Raw genomic sequence first — 17,029 nt, 5'->3', positions numbered from 1 at the left:
GTCGGTCAGGACTTGGTGTAGTGGCCCGCGTCGAGGTCTTCGAGCAGCGTCGGGTGGGTCGGCTTCCAGTCGTACTGCTGCTGGGTGTACTCGCTCGACGCGGGCATGTCGAGGCCGAAGAACATGCCGATCCAGCCGAAGTGGGCCAGGGCGTCCGCGGCCGGGACGGACGTGACGGGCAGGTCGAGGCCGCGGCCGATCGCCTCGGCGATGGCCTTCGTGGGCACCGCGGACTCGGCCACCACGTGCAGTACCGATGCCGCCGGAGCCTTTTCGACGGCCAGGCGGACCAGGGTCGCCGCGTCCAGCCGGTGCACGGCCGGCCAGGCGCCGTTGCCGTCGCCGACGTAGGCCGACACGCCCTGGCGGCGGGCCGTGTCGACCAGGACGGCGATGAAGCCGTGGTCGCCGTCGCCGTGCACGGTCGGGGCGAAGCGGAGGACACCGGCCCGGACGCCGCGGTTCGCGTACTCCAGGGCGGCGGCCGCGTTGGCCACGCGCGGGTGGGCGGACGGGTCGCCGCCGTCGTGCTCGGTGGCCGGGACGCCGTCGCGGCTCAGGCCGGCCACGCCGGAGGCGATGAAGAACGGGCGGCCGGTGCCGGCCAGGGCGTCGCCGAGCGTGGTGATCGCGAGCTGGTCGGTCCGCGCGGCGCCCTGCATGTCGGAGAAGTCGTGGTTGTAGCCGAGGTGTACCACGCCCTCGGCGTCGGTGGCACCGGCGCGCAGGGCGTCGAGGTCGTCGAGGCTGCCCCGGCGGACCTCGGCGCCGAGGGCGGCGATGGTCGCGGCGGCGCTGTCGGAGCGGGCCAGGCCGACGACCTGGTGGCCGTGGGCGAGGAGTTCGGCGGTGACGGCGGAGCCGATCCAGCCGCTGGCGCCGGTGACGAAGATGCGCATGGTGCGGTCCCCTACGGTTGAGGCGATGTCACTTGATGACATGACGAACGTACCACGTGATGTCATCAAGTGACATGGCTTAGACTCTGTGACGTGGGACGCTGGGAGCCGGACGCACGGGGCCGCATGGGCGAGGCGGCGATGCAGTTGTACGTCGAGCAGGGCTTCGAACAGACGACCGTCGCCGAGATCGCGGCCCGCGCCGGGGTCACCGCCCGCACCTTCTTCCGCCACTTCGCCGACAAGCGCGAGGTCCTCTTCGCCGGCTCCGAACTGCTCCTGCGGGGCCTCGTCGAAGCCCTCGACAACGCACCGCCGGCGGCCACTCCCCTCGAGGCGGTCACCGCCGCGCTCGACGCCGGGGCGGCGTTCCTCGGCCGCGAACACGCCCACTCCCGCCAGCGCCAGGCCGTCATCACGGCCAACCCGGAGCTCCTCGAACGCGAGCTCATCAAGATGGCCCGGATCGCCGCCGCCCTCGCCGAAGGTCTGCGCCGCCGCGGGGTCCCCGACCCGGACGCCGCCCTCGTCGCCGAGGCCGGGGTCGTGGTGCTGCGGGTCGCGTTCGAGACGTGGGTCAACCGCCCCGAGCCGACCGACCTCGCCGAGACCATGCGCGACACCAGGGCCCGCCTCACCACGACCGTCTGCGGACCCTAGCCTCGATCGGGCCGCGCACCGGGGCGGCGGGCTCGGCCCGATCGGCCGGTCAAGTGCGCAGGGTGCGGCTGGGGAGCCGGCCGTAGGTGCGGCGATACAGGGCCGCGAACTGGCTGGCGCTGACGTAGCCCCAGCGGGCCGCGACGGCGGCGACCGTGGTGCCGTCGTCCGGGTCGGCCGCCCGGAGCTGTTCGTGGGCGCGGGCCAGGCGGACCTGGCGTAGGTAGGCCATCGGGGTCAGCTCGAGATGCCGCCGGAACGCCAGTTGTACCGCCCGGACGGTCACGTGCGCCGCCCGCGCGATGTCGGCCACGCTGATGTCCAGGTCCGCGTTGGCGTCGACGAACGTGACGGCCCGGCTCAGGGTGCTCGGCGTCGCGTCGGTCCGGTCGTACGGCGGGGGGTCGGCGGCCGGCGCCGTCCACGTGTTGGGGAACGTGGCCAGGAGGGTGGCCGCCAGCAGCCGCGCGGTCGGGCCGGCCAGCAGCGGCTGCGCGAGCGGCGACGGGCCGGTGCTCAGGATCGCGGTCACGTAGTCGACGGTCTGGCGCCAGTGCCGGGCGTCGTCCGGGCGGGCCGGGCGCACGCCGGTGAACAGCAGCGGGCCGAGGTCGTCGTCGGGACGGTTGCGGGCGACCGCGGCGGCGATCGAGAGCGGGACGAGCACGGCGGTGAACCGGACGGCGTCGAAGCGCAGGTGGTTCGCCTCACCGGGTCGGGCGAGGGTGGCGAGGTCGCCGGGGCCGCAGCGGTCGCCGGAGCGCAGGTCGGTGCGCACACCGCTGCGCATCCGCAGGGCGCTGATGGTCCCGAAGGGTTCGACGCGCAGGTCGGCCGAGGCGGAGTGCTCCATCGTGTCGATGTGGAACGGCCCCGGGCCGCGCCGGACGTGCCGCAGTCGATAGGGGCCGCCGCTGACCCGCATCCGCACGCCGCTGCCGTAGACGGCGGTCAGGAACGCCTCGCCGTGGTCGGCGTCGGTGATGTCGCGCACGACCGGGTCGGGCGCGGCCGGCCGCGTGCCGGGATGGGGCACCGGTCCACCGTTGCACATCCCGGCAGCGCGCGGAAGGCACGTCCACCGGCGGGAGCCGTTCGCCTACTGCGGCCGGAACAGCGGCAGCACCTCGGCGGTGATCAGGTCCGCGGCCCGCAGCGCCCGGTCGGACTGCGCCTGCGCCTGCCCGGCCAGGGGCCCGAGCCCTTCGAGACGCTCGTGGATGCGCTGCTGCACCGCCGCGTGCGCCTGCAACCGGTCGACGGCCAGCCACAGCGCCTCATCGATGCCGTCGCAGCCCACGGCCGCACCCGGCCCGCCCGGCCGGATCGCACCGAGCCCGCCGGGCACGATCGTACCGGGCCCGCTCGACCCGATCGGACCGACGAGGTCGGCGATGGCCGCGCCGAGCTTCGCCGCCGGCCACAGTGCCGCGCCCGGCACCCGCGTGACGACGGCCTCCGGCATGTCCGGGTATCGCGCGTCCGCCGGGTCCTGCACCAGCACGCACCCGCCCGCGGCGGCGACCGCGGCCGCTCCCTCGGCCCCGTCCCGCAGCAGCCCCGACAGCACGACGGCGACGACCCGCGGCCCGCAGGTCCGGGCCGCGCTGAGCAGCAGCGGGTCGATGGCCGGGCGGGCCCGGCGCAGCTCCGGCCCGCGGTGCAGCCGCAGGACGTCCCCGGCCGTGACCACGAGGTGCCGGCGCGGCGGCGCGACGGTCAGCAGCCCGGGCGTGAGGCGCTGCCCGGAGACGGCGTATGCGGCCGGCAGCCACCCGGTCCGCCCCAGGATCTCCGGCAGGCGGGCGACCGGGCTCTCCGGCGTGTGGACCGCGATCAGGACGCTCGCCGGCAGCCCGGCCGGCAGATCGGCGACGAGCCGGCGCAGGGTTTCGACGCCACCGGCCGAGGCGCCGATGACCACGACATCGCGCTCGGGCACGGCGGCGACCTCCCCTTCAGCGGCGGGACTTCGCCTGCCGTCGAGCGTCCGCGCCGCCCGCCCGGCCCGGTAGACCATGCAGCGAAGACCACCGGCCCGGGCATGCCAGGAAAACGAAGTGCCGCAGGTGTACTCCCACAAGCCCGTCAGAGCGCGAGGAGCCCCCGCTCCCGCAGGAAGCGCTCCAGCGTCGCCGCGTCCGACTCCGGCATGTACTCGCGGGGAATCACCGTAGCCGGAATCCGCCCGATGTACACGACCCAGAAGTCCGGCGTCTCCACGACCCGGGTCACGCCGTCCCACGCGATCCCGCCCGACTCCGAGCCGCTCGTCATCATGATGTTGTCGTCGGTGATGTCGTAGGCGCCCTCGACCGCGTAGCGACCGGAGCGGCGCCGGGAGTTGTACCGCACCCACGGCCCGTAGAGCATCGAGAGCGTGCCACCCACGACCATCGCGAGGGAGAGCGGCTGGATGAGCACCCCCCACGACGCGTAGCGGGTGATCACCAGCCCGATGACGCCCAGCGCCACGAGCGCGGCCCCGATGTTGCGGTACCGCCGCAGCTTCTCACTGCTCATGACCGCCGCGACCCGTCCCGGATAGGCGGGGTCGGCGGGGACGTCGAATCGGATCTGCACGCACGTACGATAGGCCGTGACTATCGCAGCGTCATATTCCGCGGTGGCCGGGCTGTACATCGACCTGTTCGGGTCGCCCGACAAGTCCCACCCCGACGACCTCGCCTTCATCGCCCGCCACCTGAGCGGTCTGCCGGGGCCGGTGCTGGACCTCGGCTGCGGCCCCGGGCACCTAACCGGCTACCTGCACGGCCTCGGCGCCGATGTGTCCGGGGTCGACCTGGTGCCGGAGTTCGTCGAACACGCCCGGGCGACCCATCCGGGGCTGCGGTTCCGGCTCGGCTCGATGGACGACCTCGACGCCGGGGACGCTTCGATCGCCGGGCTCCTCGTCTGGTACTCCCTGATCCACCGCGACCCCCAGGACGTCCCCGAGGTCCTCGCCGAGCTGCGGCGCGTCCTGGTCCCGGGCGGTTCGATGGTCGTCGGCTTCTTCACCGGCGCGGCGGTGGAGCCCTTCGAGCACAAGGTCACCACCGCCTACCGCTGGCCGCCCGACGAGCTGTCGGCCGTGCTCGGGAAGGCGGGCTTCACCGAGGTCGACCGGCTCGACCGCCCCGACGGCGACGGCGGCGCGCACCGGCCGCACGCCGCCATCGCGGTTCAGACGACGCGCTGACGGATCCACCAGAAGCAGAGGGCGGCGAGCACTGCGGCCAGGCCGAGGAACAGTCCGGCCTCGGCCCACTGCAGCGTCCAGAACTGGCTGTCCGGGTGGTAGACCCGGTCCAGCGTCAGGTGCTGGGACTGGAGCCAATCGCCGCACTGGCGCGGGCCGCCGGTCGCCGGGTCGCACGCGGTGGGGTCGCCCGGGCCGGTGAACGCGCTGCCGTCGGCCTTGATCGCGCCGCTGGAGAGGGTCCAGGCGCCTTCCACCTCGGCGCCGCGGACACTCATCGTGCCCTTGCTCGGGCTGAAGGAAAGCCCCTGGATGGCGTCGGCGGTCAGCGGGATCGTCTCGTGCCGGACCGGGACCAGACGCGCCCGCAGCCACAGCGGCATCGCCACGGCCACGGCCACGTAGACGGCGAGGGTGGTCGCCATCGCCGCCACGACCCGGCGCAGCAGGATGCCGATCGTGACGCCGAGCACGAACGCGAAGACCGCGTACGCCACGGGGACGACGCCGCGGGAGCCGTACAACAGCGGCAGGATCCGGTCTTTGGAAGCGACGTCGACGTCGCTCGACCAGAGCGTCACGGCCAGGCTGAGCAGGCCGGAGCCGATGGCCGCGACCGCACCGCCGAAGAGCAGCTTGCCGGCCAGCCACCGGGTCCGGGTCACGGACTGGTTCCAGGCCAGGCGGTAGGTGCCGGTCTCGAGCTCCCGGGCGATCAGCGGCGCGCCCCAGAACGCGCCCACCAGTGGCGGGAAGGCGTAGGCGGCGCACAGACCGATCAGGTACACGGGGAAGGCCGCGCTGTCGTGGAACTGGGTGAGGAACGCGTCGATGACGCCACCGCAGTCCGAGGTGCAGGCGGCGACATCGGCGTGCAGGTCGGTGATGATGTGCGCGGTGGCCAGCAGGAGCACGCCGAGGGCCGCGATCGCCCCCGCGGCGACCACGGTCTGCGCGCGGAACTGCCGCCAGGTGAACCAGAACATCATCGGGTGGGCTCCAATACCGGGCGGGTGGTCATGGCCTGCGACATGTACGCGAGGACGAGGTCCTCGAGGGTGAGCTGGTCGGCGGTCCACTCGACGCTGTCGAGCGGCCCGTCGGCGCGGACGATGAACGTGGACTGCCGCTCGGTGTGGCTCTCCTCGATCACGTGCACCCCGGCCGGCAGGTCGGCCGGGTCGCGGCGGGCGCCGGTGAGCCGGAAGTGGGTGGCCACGAGGTCGTCGACGTCGCCGGCCACCTGCACGCGCGAGCCGACCAGCACGATCAGGTAGTCGCAGACCCGTTCCAGGTCGGAGACCAGGTGCGAGGAGAGGATCACGCTGGCACCGTGCTCGGCGGTGAAGCCCATCAGCGCTTTGAGGAACTCCCGCCGGGCGAGGGGGTCGAGGCTGGCCACCGGCTCGTCGAGGATGAGCAGCTCCGGCCGCTTCGCGATGGCGAGGGTGAGGGCGAGCTGGGCCCGCTGGCCGCCGGAGAGCTTCCCGGCCTTGTGCTGCGGGCTGAGGCCGAGCTGGGCGATGCGCTCCTCGGCCGCCCGATGGTCCCAGCGCGGGTTGGCCGAGGCCCCGAAGCGCAGATGGTCGGCGATGGACAGGTTGCCGTAGGTCGGCGCGTCCTGTGCGACGAAGCCGACCTTGGCCAGCTGCTCGCCGCCGGACCCGGGCCGGCCGCCGAGGACCTCGATCGTGCCGGAGGTCGGCCGCAGCATGCCCGCGGCCAGCTGCAGCAGGGTCGTCTTGCCGGCGCCGTTGGGCCCGACCAGCCCGACGACCCGCCCGGCCGGGATGTCCAGGGTGCAGTCGGCGAGCGCGCGGTGCCGTCCGTAGTGCTTCGTCAGAGCCACGGCTCTGAGCGCGGGTTCGGTCATGTGGACTCCTCGATGGGGGTGGCCGCCGTTGCCCGGGCTTGCGGGTCACGGCTGTGCAGGGTGCTCGCGATGAGGGCCTCGACGCTCTCGTCGTCGAGGCCGGCGGCGCGCGCCTTGTCCAGCCAGGCGCGCAGGTCCGCGCGCAGCGAATCGTGCGCGGCGAGCGACTGGTCGGCGAGCGTGCGGGCGACGAACGTGCCGACGCCCGGCCGTGCGGTGACGAGCCCCTGGTACTCGAGCTCGCGGTAGGCCTTGAACACCGTGTTGGGATTGATGGCCACCTTCGCGACCACCTCCTTGACGGTGGGCAGGCGGTCCCCTTCGACCAGCAGCCCGAGCCGCAGCGCGTGCCGGACCTGCTGGATGAGCTGCAGGTAGGGAGCGACGCCGGAGCGCCCGTCGAGATGGAACTCAATCACCGTGACGTCTCGTTTCACTAGATGCCTAGTACTATAGAGAGACGCACCGCCTCCGCGTCAAGCCGGCACTTCGATGTGTCGCGTCAGCCCAGTTCGACGGCGAGCCCGGGGAAGTCGGCGCGGAGCCGGCAGGCGGCCAGGTAGGAACCCCGCCGCATCCGCAACGCCCCGATGACCTCGTGCCGCCCGCACGCCTCGGCGAAGCAGACCTCGGTCAGCAGCGCGGCGACCTGGCCGAAATCAACGTCCTTGCCGAAATCAACGTGCTCGCCGATCGAATCAACCGGCTTGCCGAAATCAACGTGCGATCCACCCGACCGGTCGAAATCGACGTCGGCGATGCTGATCCGCCGGCTGCCGATGACGGCGTCGAGCTGGACGATCGTCGAGCTCGGCGCGGCGATCGTCGGGCGGTGCGCGGCCAGGTACGGCTCGTGCACGAGCAGCGTCACCAGCTCCGGCTCGGTGACGTGGACCCGGGCGCGCTCCGCGTATCCGGTGACGTTGACCGGGGTCACCTGGCGGCGGTTCAGTACCGGGACCAGGTGGCCTACTCGCAGTACCCCCGCGAAATCCTGATCGCCGAAACCCTGCACGGCCCGGGCCGCGTAGTAGACGAGGTCGAGCAGCTCCTGCTCCAGCCCCGGACGGACCTCCTCGCGGAGCCGGTCACCGACGGCGTCCATGGCCGCCTTCACCGCCGCGGGCCACCCGTCGAACGCGTGGACGCGCCGCTCACCGGCCCACATCGCGAGCTGGTCGACGGCCCGGTTGGTGGCGAAGCAGCTCATCACCAGGATGCGGCGTAAGGACTCGGGGACGACCCGGTACGGTGCGGGGAGCCCCGGCAACATGACTGTCATGGCTGAAGGACCGCCGGGCGGCACCGGGAGATACCGCAGCGGCCGTCATCAATCGGACATCGGGACGCGGGAAACGCGAGGTCCGATTCCCGCAAGCCCGGACGGCCCCGCGCGCGCAGGATGGGCTGATGAGCACCGAGCAGGACACCCGGGCGCGCACGGACTGGGACGCGGTGGCCGAGGGCCTCGACGAGGTCGGCTGCGCCCCGACCGGCCGGCTGCTCGAGGACCGCGACTGCCGTGACATCGCGGAGCTGTTCGACCGCGACGAGCACTTCCGCTCGACGGTCGACATGGCCCGCCACCGGTTCGGCTCCGGCCGCTACCGCTACTTCCGGCGCCCGTTCCCGGCACTGATCGAGCGACTGCGGCAGGAGTTGTACCCGAAGCTGCTGCCGATCGCCCGCGACTGGTCCGCCCGTCTGGGCCGCCCGGCGCCGTGGCCGGACACCCTCGACGAGTGGACCGCGATGTGCCACGCCGCGGGCCAGCGCAAGTCGACGGCGATCCTGCTGCGCTACGGCCGGGGCGACTGGAACGCCCTGCACCGCGACCTGTACGGCGCGCTTGTCTTCCCCCTCCAGGTCGTCATCGGCCTGGACCGCCACGGCACCGACTACACCGGCGGCGAGTTCCTCCTGGTCGAGCAGCGCCCGAGGGCCCAGTCCCGCGGCACCACGGAAGTCCTGGCGCAGGGCCACGGCCTGGTGTTCACCACCCGCGACCGCCCTGTCCGCACCGCCCGCGGCTGGTCCGCCGCCCCCGTCCGCCACGGCGTGAGCCTCGTGAAGTCCGGCCGCCGCCACGCCCTGGGCCTGGTGCTGCACGACGCCGAGTGAGCCGCCGTCGCCGACCAGCCGTCCGGCGGCCCGTCCCTCAGGTAGGCGATGGACAGCTCGCCGGCAGCCACATGATCCATACCGCCACCATACGGAACGTCAGGTGACGGGGACCTGGACGGTGACGGTGGCCTGGTCGAAGTCGGAGACGCGCAGGGTCAGGGTCAGCTTCCACTGCCCGGCCATCGGGAACGTGAGGTTGCCCAGGCCCTGGTTGCCCAGCAGCGAGTACACCGGGTTCGGCATGGGCTCGATGCCCTGGGCGGGCAGGGCGGCGGTGACGGTCCACTCGACGACCTCGAGGGGCTTGCCCTCCGGCGTGTACACGTACGCGTGGAAGCTGTTGTACTCGCCGACCGCGGCCGGGAAGATGTCGAACTGCACGGCGTACAACGGGCTCGTCAGCGTCGTGGCGAAGCCGCGGGCCTGCGCGGCCGCGGCCGCCTCGACGTCGATCGTGCGGCCCGGGGTGATCTGGACCAGCACCGCGCTCGCGGCCAGGACAAGCATGGCCACGGCGGCCTCGATGCCGACGGTCCGGCGCAGTTTGAACGGCGTCGCGGCGGTACCGATGCCGCGTTGCACGTAGCGGCGGGAGAGGGCGGCGGCCGCGAGGACGGCGACGACCAGGCCGACCTTGAGCAGGATGAGCCGGCCGTAGGTGCTGTCGGTCACCGCGGCCACGCTGCCGGTCTGCACCAGGGCCTGCACCACGCCGGCGGCGACGAGCCAGTACACGGAGATCATGGCCCAGCGCGACCACGACGGCAGGATCAGCCGCAGCTCGCGCGGGTCGGCCCGGCGCAGCAGCACGGCCACGAGCACGATCAGGCCGCCGATCCACACGCCCATGGCGGCGAGGTGCAGGACGTCCGCGGCCACCAGCAACGGCGCGTAGGGCGACGCCACCGGATGGCCGGTCAGCGGCCACGTGACCAGGCCACCGACCGCGACCAGGGTGAGCCCGAGGCCGAGCCGCTGGTCGGGGCGGCGGGACAGCCGGGGGAGCAGGACCGCGACCGCGGCCAGGGCGGCGAGCCGGGCCACGAGCAGGAGCCCGAACTCCGACGTGAGCACCTCCCACAGCTCGGCCGGGGCGACGTCGAGCAGCGCCGCCCCGGAGGCGGCCGGGGCCTGCAGCCACAAGGAGGCGACGGCCCCGGCGCCCAGCAGATAGAGCCCGGCCCGGGCCAGGCGGAGCGGGACGTGGCGGGAGAGGCGGCGGGGGTACCACACCGCAAGCATCACCGCCGGGCCGATCAGCAGCACCAGCCCGAGGTAGCCGGCGTACTTCGCGGCCGGGATCAGCGCCCGCACGATCGGGTCGGTGCCGGTCGGCACCGCGGCGGCCGGGCCCGACGACGGCTCGCCGACCGAGAACGTGAACGAACCCGACACCGGGTGGCTGTCGGCCGAGATCACCCGGTAGGAGACCACGTACGTCCCGTTCGCCTGGTCGGCGGCGCGCAGCTTGACGACGAGGGCGCCGTCGGTGACCTCCGGGTCGCCGGCGTTGAGCCGCTTGCCGTCGGGCCCGACGACGACCGTTTTGCCCGGTACGGCGTGCACGGCCTCGTTGAACGCGAGCCGGACCTCACCCGGCAGCGACGACACGATCGAGCCGGGGCGCGGGTTGGACTCGCTGAGCACGGCGTGGGCATTGGCCGGCAATGCCGGTGATACGAGCACAAACAGGACACCGACCGCCGCCGCCACGAGCCACCTCACGGAAGGGGTACGGCCGGGACCGCGCGAGAGTTCATTCGTTTTACGGTCGCGGCGGCGGGGCATCACGGCGGGCGTGGATGAGGGCATCGAAACTCGTGGCCGGTGGCGGCCCAGTCTGCTGCCGCGCGCCTACGCGGCGCTCGTGGTCGGGCTGCGCTGGCTGGTCGTCGCCGGATGGGCCGCGGCCGCGATCGCGTCCGTGCTGTACCTGCCGGCCGTCGGGCAGGGCGGCAGCGACCTGGAGCAGCTGGTCTCCAAGGACAATCCGGCCATCAACAGCGAGCTGCGCTCGTTCGACAAGTTCGGGTTTCCGCTGCTCAGCCGGGTCGCGGTGGTGCAGCGCGACCCGCGGGGCCTGCCACCGGAGGCCCGGACGGCGGCCGTCGAACGGGCCCAGGCGGTCAGCGACGGCACCTTCTCCGACGCCGGGCCCATCCGCGCCGCCGTGCCCGTCATGAACGTGCGGGGCCTGTTCCCGGGCTCCGAGGAGGACGGCACCACGATCGTCACGTACCTGTTCACCAACCCCAACGTGTCCTTCGCCGGGCAGGTCAAGGCGGCCGAGGCGTTCGTGCACGCCCACTACGGCCCCGGCGACCACGTCGTGGGGGTCACCGGCTCGGTGCCGGCCCGGGTCGAGCAGGCCCGGATCGTGCAGTCGTCGGTGTCGCGGCTGGAGCTGATCACCGTCGCCGCCGTGTTCCTCATCGTCGCGATCGCGTTCCGGTCGCTGATCGCGCCCCTCATCGCGCTCGGGGTGGCCGGGGTCGCGACGCTGCTGACCCTGCACGTCGGAGGTGCTCTCGCGCTGAAGCTGGGAGTACCGGTGCCGCAGGAGACACAGCCGCTGCTCGTCGCGCTGCTGCTCGGCGTCGTCACCGACTATGTGGTCTTCTACCTGGCCGCCGTCCGGCGATCACTGGCCGCGGGCGAGACCCGCCTGGAGGCGGCCCGGCACGCGACCGCCCGGTTCACGCCGATCATCCTGGTCGCCGGCTTGACCGCGGCCGCCGGCACCGGGGCGCTGATCGTGGCCGGATCACCGGCGTTCCGGGCGTTCGGGCCGGGCATGGCCCTCGCCATCCTGATCGGCGTCATCGTCGCCGTCACGCTCGTCCCCGCCCTCCTCGCGATCTTCGGCGCGGCCGCGTTCTGGGCACCGCTGCGCCGCCGCACCGTCCCGGCCGACCTCGAACCCGCCGGCAGCACCTGGTGGGCGCGGCTGCTGACCCGCAAGTGGTTCGCCGCGCCGGTGCTGCTGCTGTGCACCGCCGGGCTGGTCCTGGCCGCGCTGCCGCTGCAGCACATCAAGCTCGGCGTCTCGTTCGTCGACGCCCTGCCGCCGGACCGGCCCGCGAAGGTCGCCGCCGACGCCGCCGAAGCCGGCTTCGCCGACGGCATCCTGTCACCGACCGAGGTACTCCTCGAAGGCGGCGGCATCGCCGGACGCGGAGCCGAGCTCACGAAGCTGCAGCAGGCCCTGGCGAAGGAGCCGGGAGTGGCCGCGGTCCTCGGCCCGTCCACCGCCGAACTGCCCAAAGGCCTCGACGTCTTCCGCGCCGCCGACGGCAGCGCGGCCCGGTACCTGCTGATCCTCGACACCGAGCCGCTCGGGGCCAAGGCCGTCGACACCATCACGCGGCTCAACAAGGACCTGCCCGGGCTGCTGGCCACCGCCGGCCTCGAGAACACCCAGGTCAGCTTCGGCGGGGACACCGCCGTCGCCCGCGTCGTCGTCGAGCAGACCAAGAGCGACCTCGGCCGCATCGCCATCGCCGCGCTCCTGGCCAACCTGCTCTTCCTCGTGCTGTTCCTGCGGGCCCTGTTCGCGCCGATCGGGCTGCTCGCGTGCAGCGTCCTGGCCATCGGCGCCACCCTCGGCCTGACCACCTGGCTGTTCCAGGACGTCTGGCACGCCGACGGGCTGACGTTCTACGTGCCGTTCGCGGCCGCCGTGCTCCTTGTCGCGCTGGGCTCCGACTACAACATCTTCGGCATCGGCCCGGCCTGGCGCGAGGCCCGCACCCGGCCCCTGCGCGAGGCCCTGGCCCTGACCCTGCCGCACTCGGCCCGGGCCATCCGCACCGCCGCGATCACCCTCGCGGTCAGCTTCGGGCTGCTGCTCATCGTGCCGCTGCGGCCGTTCCGCGAGCTCGCGTTCGCCCTGTCGATCGGCGTGCTGATCGATGCCTTCGTCGTACGGTCGCTGCTCGCACCGGCCCTGCTGAGCGTCCTGGGCTCGACCGTGGCCCCGGAACCGGTGGCCGAGGAGTCAATCCCCGAGCAGATGGGTAGCCCGACCAGGTGACGACCTTGAGTGTTTCGCCACCACCGCCGGTGAGCACGGAGTTGCGCCGGTGGACCATCACGAGCGTGCAGGAGCTGCACGGGCTGCGGGAGGCGCTGCTGGAGACCCTCGAAGCCCGGCACCTCGTGGCCACGCCCGCGCTCGACGACCGGGCCGACCGGGTCATCCTGGTCGCCTCCGAACTGGCCACCAACGCGCTCGTCCACGGCCTGCCGCCGAGCGTGGTCCGGCTCCTGCTCGGCGACGGCTGCTTCGTCCTCGACATCGCCGACCACGACATGCAGGCCGTTCCCGAGCTGCGCGACGTCGAACCGTTCGACTCCGGCGGCCGCGGCCTGCACCTGGCCCGGCAGCTCTCCCTCGACGTCGGCTGGTACGCCACCGCCGAGGCCAAACACATCTGGGCCTCCTTCCCGGCGGTGACGCCGACCCTGGACGGGTGAGGGCAGGACCACCCGGGGGGACCACGGTCGGGGTATGGAGACAGTTGCCCCCATCGAGAGCCACGGGATCATCGGCGACCTGCAGACCGCCGCCCTCGTCGGGCAGGACGGCACCATCGACTGGTTCTGCGCGCCGCGGTTCGACTCGCCCAGCATCTTCGCCGCGCTGCTCGACGCCGAGCGGGGCGGGCTGTGCCGGGTGCGGCCGGAGACCGACGACTACGTGACCCGGCAGCTGTACCTGCCGGGGACCGCCATCCTCATCACGCGCTTCATGATGCCCGCCGGCGTCGGCGAGGTCCTCGACTTCATGCCGGTCACCGGCGACGAGCCGACCGACCGCCACCACATCGTGCGACTGGCCCGGATGGTGCGCGGGCACGGCCGATTCGTGTTCGAGTGCGCGCCCGCGTTCGACTACGGCCGGGACGAGGCGCAGGTCGCGTTCACCGGCTCGGGCGTTCTCTTCAGTAGCGGTAAGCAGCACCTCGCCCTCAACCCGGCCCGCGCCGAGATGATGGGGCAGATCGAGCGGACCGAGCGCGGGGTCCGGCTGGTGCTCGACGCGGCCGAGGGCGACACCGGCGGGGTCATGCTCACCGCGGGGCCGGACCCGAGCCCGCGCAGTGTCCCGATCGAAGAGCTGTGGCAGTTGTACCACCACACGCGCGACTACTGGCGGGACTGGGCGGGGCACTCGAGGTACACCGGACGCTGGCGGGAGCAGGTGGAGCGCTCCGCCATCACCCTCAAGCTCCTGACCTACGCGCCGACCGGAGCCCCGGTCGCCGCCGCCACCGCCGGGCTGCCCGAGCTCGTCGGCGGCGAACGCAACTGGGACTACCGCTACACCTGGATCCGTGACGGCTCGCTCTCCGTCCACGCCCTGCTCGGCCTCGGCTACCGCGAGGAGGCGAAGGCGTTCCTGCGCTGGATGCGGACCCGGATCACCGAGGGCGAGCCCCGCATCATGTACCGCGTCGACGGCTCGCCCGACCTGCCGGAGATCGACCTGCCCCTGCGCGGCTACCGCGACTCCCGCCCGGTCCGCATCGGCAACGACGCCAACGGCCAGCTGCAGCTCGACATCTTCGGCGAGGCCCTCGACGCCGTCTACCGCGGGTTCCGCTGCGGCCTGCGCCCGGCCTACGACGGCTGGCGGCACCTGTGCGCGGCCGTCGACCGGCTCTGCGACACCTGGGACCAGCCCGACGACGGCATCTGGGAGTCCCGCGGCGGCCGGCGCGACCACACCTACGGCCGGCTCATGTGCTGGGTCGCGTTCGACCGCGCCATCCGCATCGCCCGCGCGCTCGGCGCCCCGGCCGACATCGCCCGCTGGACCGCGGCCCGCGACGCCGTCCACGAACAGGTGATGACCCGCGGCTGGAACGCCGAGGCGGGCACCTTCACCCAGCACTACGAGACCGACGTCGTCGACGCGGCGCTGCTGTACATGCCGATGGTCGGCTTCATCGGGGCCGAGGACCCGCGCTGGCTCTCGACCCTGCGCGCCATCGACGAGCACCTGGTGTCGGACAGCCTGGTGTACCGCTACGACCCGGCGCGGTCCCCGGACGGTCTCGCCGGCGCCGAGGGCACGTTCTCCATGTGCACGTTCTGGTATGTCGACGCCCTGGCCCGCTCCGGCCGCCTCGACGAGGCCCGCCTCACGTTCGAGAAGATGCTGACCTACAGCAACCACGTCGGCCTCTACGCCGAGGAGATCGGCCCCACCGGCGAGCAGCTCGGCAACTTCCCGCAGGCCTTCTCCCACCTGGGCCTCATCAACGCCGCCATCCGCCTCGACCGGGCGCTCGGCTGATACGTCCGCTAGCGGACAGAACCTGGGTATTTCGAGGAGATCTCCACGGGTCTTCCTGACGCCCGATGCGGAACCGCCGCATCGCAGCGACGGGAGGAAGCCCATGCACCCCGGCGTGACAACGGCCGCGACCGAGGAGCTGCTCGGCTGGGCCCGGGCCGCGGGCGTCACGGTCGCCGCCGGCCCGCCGGTCACCGACGGGGCGCAGATGTACCTCTGGCTCCTCGCCCTGCTGCCGGAGCAGCAGCTGCGGCCGGGGGAGGGGGCGGCGGCGGTGCGGCTGCGGCTGCGGTACCTCTGCTGCGCCGCCCGCCCCGACGACCTGGTGTCGCTGGACCGGCTGCTGCAGGCGACCGTCGGCAGCCCGTACCCGGCGCTGTTCGAGGCCGTCCCGGTCGAGCTGTGGCAGGCCGCCGGGCTGACACCGCGGCCCGCGTTCCACATCGACGTGGTCGCGCGGCTCGACCGGCCCCTGCGGCCCGTCCCGCGGGTCGTCGAACCGCTGCGGCTGCAGACGGCTCCGATCACGACCCTGCGCGGTGCGGTGTTCGGGCCCGGTGGGCAGCCGCTCGCCGGCATGCGCGTGGCGACCGCCGACGGCCGGGTCAGCGCCGACACCGACCACGCCGGGCGGTTCGAGCTGCCCGGCGTCATCCACGGCAGCCCGGTCGCCCTGCGGCTCACCGGGCGGGGCCGGCGCTTCGAGCACGAGGCGGCCGCGGACGGTACCCCCGCAATGATCTTCTGCGATTTCGGAAAGGACTGACATGCCCTTCTACGCATCACCCGGCATCTACGTCGAAGAGGTCAGCGGCGGCGCCCGGCCGATCGGGGCGGTGGGCACGAGCACCGCCGGCTTCGTCGGCAGCGCACCGGACGGCGGCGCGCGCCGCAACGAGGCCGTCGCCATCGGCTCGTGGTCGGAGTTCCTGCGGGCGTTCGGCGGCGGTGACGAACCCGGCCCCGGTACCGCACTGTCCCGCGCCGTGTACGGCTTCTTCGACAACGGCGGCGGTCGCTGCTACGTGGTCAACGTCGCCCCCGGCGACCCGATCGGCGGTACCGGCCGCACCCGCAGCGGCCTCGGCCTGCTCGAGGCCATCGACGACATCGCGATCGTGGCCGCGCCCGGCTACAGCGACGCCGCCTCCCACGAGGAGCTGCTCAAGCACTGCGAGCGGCTCGGCGACCGGCTGGCGATCCTCGACCCGCCCGAGGAGCCGGCCGAGGTCGAGCGCTACACCCGTGTCGCCACCGCCGCCGCGCCGAAGAAGAAGCCCGACGGCGACGGCCCGCCGCCCCCGGCGACCGACGGCGCGCTACGGCCCCGGCAGTCCGACTACGGGACCTTCTACCTGCCGTGGCTGGTCGTGCGCGACCCGATCAGCGGCGAGGTCGTCACCACCCCGCCGAGCGGGCACGTGGCCGGCATCTGGGCCCGCACCGACACCCTGCGCGGCGTGCACAAGGCGCCCGCGAACGAGCCGGTCCGCGGCGCCCTCGACCTCAACTACCGGATCACCCGCGCCGAGCAGGAACTGCTCAACCCGGCCGGGGTCAACTGCATCCGCTACTTCCCGGCCGAGGGCATCCGCGTCTGGGGCGCCCGCACCCTCGCGGCCGAGGCGTCGGAGTGGCGCTACCTCAACGTGCGCCGCCTGTTCAGCATGCTCAAGGAGTCCATCGCCGACGGTACCCGCTGGATCGTCTTCGAACCCAACGACGAGCAGCTGTGGCGCTCGATCCGCCGCGACATCGGCGCGTTCCTGACCCGCGTCTGGCGCGACGGCGCCCTCATGGGGGTCACGCCGCAGCAGGCGTTCTTCGTCAAGTGCGACGCCGAGACCAACCCGCCCGAGGTCCGCGACGCCGGCCAGGTCGTCGCGCTGATCGGCGTCGCGCCGGTCAAACCGGCCGAGTTCGTCGTGTTCAAGCTCAGCCAGTCCTCCGTCGGCACCGAAGCGCAGTGA

17 protein-coding genes are annotated in these 17,029 nt (G+C 73.1%); 8 read left to right on the top strand and 9 right to left on the bottom strand.

The window, feature by feature from the left end; all coding sequences use genetic code 11:
• Positions 1-5: 5 nt before the first annotated feature.
• Entirely contained in the window at positions 6-899 is an 894-nt protein-coding gene (locus ACIA8L_RS47465; protein ID WP_395915481.1) for an SDR family oxidoreductase, read from the bottom strand.
• 93 nt (positions 900-992) lie between these two features.
• On the opposite strand from ACIA8L_RS47465, the gene ACIA8L_RS47460 reads away from it, so the two are divergent.
• Entirely contained in the window at positions 993-1,559 is a 567-nt protein-coding gene (locus ACIA8L_RS47460; protein WP_395915479.1) for a TetR/AcrR family transcriptional regulator, read from the top strand.
• A 49-nt stretch (positions 1,560-1,608) separates the two neighbouring features.
• Here the strand turns inward: ACIA8L_RS47460 and ACIA8L_RS47455 are convergent, their stop codons facing one another.
• The 3 genes from ACIA8L_RS47455 to ACIA8L_RS47445 all read right to left on the bottom strand — a co-directional run bounded on the left by ACIA8L_RS47455 (position 1,609) and on the right by ACIA8L_RS47445 (position 4,142).
• Entirely contained in the window at positions 1,609-2,595 is a 987-nt protein-coding gene (locus ACIA8L_RS47455; RefSeq protein WP_395915477.1) for a helix-turn-helix transcriptional regulator, read from the bottom strand.
• A 63-nt stretch (positions 2,596-2,658) separates the two neighbouring features.
• Positions 2,659-3,501, bottom strand: coding sequence for a chemotaxis protein CheB (locus ACIA8L_RS47450; RefSeq protein ID WP_395915475.1), 843 nt, complete (start codon positions 3,499-3,501; stop codon positions 2,659-2,661).
• Positions 3,502-3,647: 146 nt separating this feature from the next.
• Positions 3,648-4,142, bottom strand: a complete 495-nt coding sequence (locus ACIA8L_RS47445; protein ID WP_395915473.1) for a YcxB family protein — start codon at positions 4,140-4,142, stop codon at positions 3,648-3,650.
• A 16-nt stretch (positions 4,143-4,158) separates the two neighbouring features.
• Between ACIA8L_RS47445 and ACIA8L_RS47440 the strand changes: the two genes are divergently transcribed.
• On the top strand, positions 4,159-4,761 hold the full coding sequence (locus ACIA8L_RS47440) for a methyltransferase domain-containing protein (RefSeq protein ID WP_395915471.1): 603 nt from the start codon (positions 4,159-4,161) through the stop codon (positions 4,759-4,761).
• On the opposite strand, the gene ACIA8L_RS47435 is transcribed toward ACIA8L_RS47440, so the two are convergent.
• From ACIA8L_RS47435 to ACIA8L_RS47420, 4 genes are all read right to left on the bottom strand, one after another.
• On the bottom strand, positions 4,746-5,750 hold the full coding sequence (locus ACIA8L_RS47435; RefSeq protein ID WP_395915469.1) for an ABC transporter permease subunit: 1,005 nt from the start codon (positions 5,748-5,750) through the stop codon (positions 4,746-4,748). The genes ACIA8L_RS47440 and ACIA8L_RS47435 overlap by 16 nt on opposite strands.
• Positions 5,747-6,634 carry an ABC transporter ATP-binding protein gene (locus ACIA8L_RS47430; RefSeq protein WP_395915468.1) on the bottom strand — a complete coding sequence of 296 codons (888 nt, stop codon included), beginning with the start codon at positions 6,632-6,634 and terminating at the stop codon, positions 5,747-5,749. The genes ACIA8L_RS47435 and ACIA8L_RS47430 overlap by 4 nt, the downstream gene beginning before the upstream one ends.
• Complete coding sequence (locus ACIA8L_RS47425) at positions 6,631-7,053, bottom strand: GntR family transcriptional regulator (protein WP_395915466.1); 423 nt, start codon at positions 7,051-7,053, stop codon at positions 6,631-6,633. The genes ACIA8L_RS47430 and ACIA8L_RS47425 overlap by 4 nt, the downstream gene beginning before the upstream one ends.
• Before the next feature lie 83 nt (positions 7,054-7,136).
• Positions 7,137-7,916, bottom strand: coding sequence for a hypothetical protein (locus ACIA8L_RS47420; protein ID WP_395915464.1), 780 nt, complete (start codon positions 7,914-7,916; stop codon positions 7,137-7,139).
• A gap of 128 nt (positions 7,917-8,044) precedes the next feature.
• Here ACIA8L_RS47420 and ACIA8L_RS47415 point away from each other — a divergent pair, with 128 nt between their 5' ends.
• A complete protein-coding gene (locus ACIA8L_RS47415) occupies positions 8,045-8,755 on the top strand; it encodes a 2OG-Fe(II) oxygenase (RefSeq protein WP_395915462.1) in 711 nt (236 codons plus the stop codon).
• 99 nt (positions 8,756-8,854) lie between these two features.
• Here the strand turns inward: ACIA8L_RS47415 and ACIA8L_RS47410 are convergent, their stop codons facing one another.
• Positions 8,855-10,471, bottom strand: a complete 1,617-nt coding sequence (locus ACIA8L_RS47410; RefSeq protein ID WP_395915460.1) for a copper resistance CopC/CopD family protein — start codon at positions 10,469-10,471, stop codon at positions 8,855-8,857.
• Positions 10,472-10,556: 85 nt separating this feature from the next.
• On the opposite strand from ACIA8L_RS47410, the gene ACIA8L_RS47405 reads away from it, so the two are divergent.
• From ACIA8L_RS47405 to ACIA8L_RS47385, 5 genes are all read left to right on the top strand, one after another.
• Complete coding sequence (locus tag ACIA8L_RS47405) at positions 10,557-12,791, top strand: MMPL family transporter (protein WP_395915459.1); 2,235 nt, start codon at positions 10,557-10,559, stop codon at positions 12,789-12,791.
• 65 nt (positions 12,792-12,856) lie between these two features.
• Entirely contained in the window at positions 12,857-13,234 is a 378-nt protein-coding gene (locus ACIA8L_RS47400; RefSeq protein WP_395915457.1) for an ATP-binding protein, read from the top strand.
• A 34-nt stretch (positions 13,235-13,268) separates the two neighbouring features.
• The gene (locus ACIA8L_RS47395) at positions 13,269-15,059 is read left to right on the top strand and encodes a glycoside hydrolase family 15 protein (RefSeq protein ID WP_395915455.1); all 1,791 of its coding nucleotides are present in this window, start codon (positions 13,269-13,271) and stop codon (positions 15,057-15,059) included.
• A gap of 115 nt (positions 15,060-15,174) precedes the next feature.
• Complete coding sequence (locus ACIA8L_RS47390; protein WP_395915453.1) at positions 15,175-15,825, top strand: carboxypeptidase regulatory-like domain-containing protein; 651 nt, start codon at positions 15,175-15,177, stop codon at positions 15,823-15,825.
• Position 15,826: 1 nt separating this feature from the next.
• Entirely contained in the window at positions 15,827-17,029 is a 1,203-nt protein-coding gene (locus ACIA8L_RS47385) for a phage tail sheath family protein (RefSeq protein ID WP_395915451.1), read from the top strand.

The sequence above is a fragment of the Dactylosporangium sp. NPDC051541 genome (assembly GCF_044454505.1).
In the GTDB taxonomy this organism is placed as follows: Bacteria; Actinomycetota; Actinomycetes; order Mycobacteriales; family Micromonosporaceae; genus Dactylosporangium.
The sequence above is the reverse complement of the archived record's forward strand: the minus strand, read 5'-3'. Positions and strand labels throughout refer to the sequence as shown.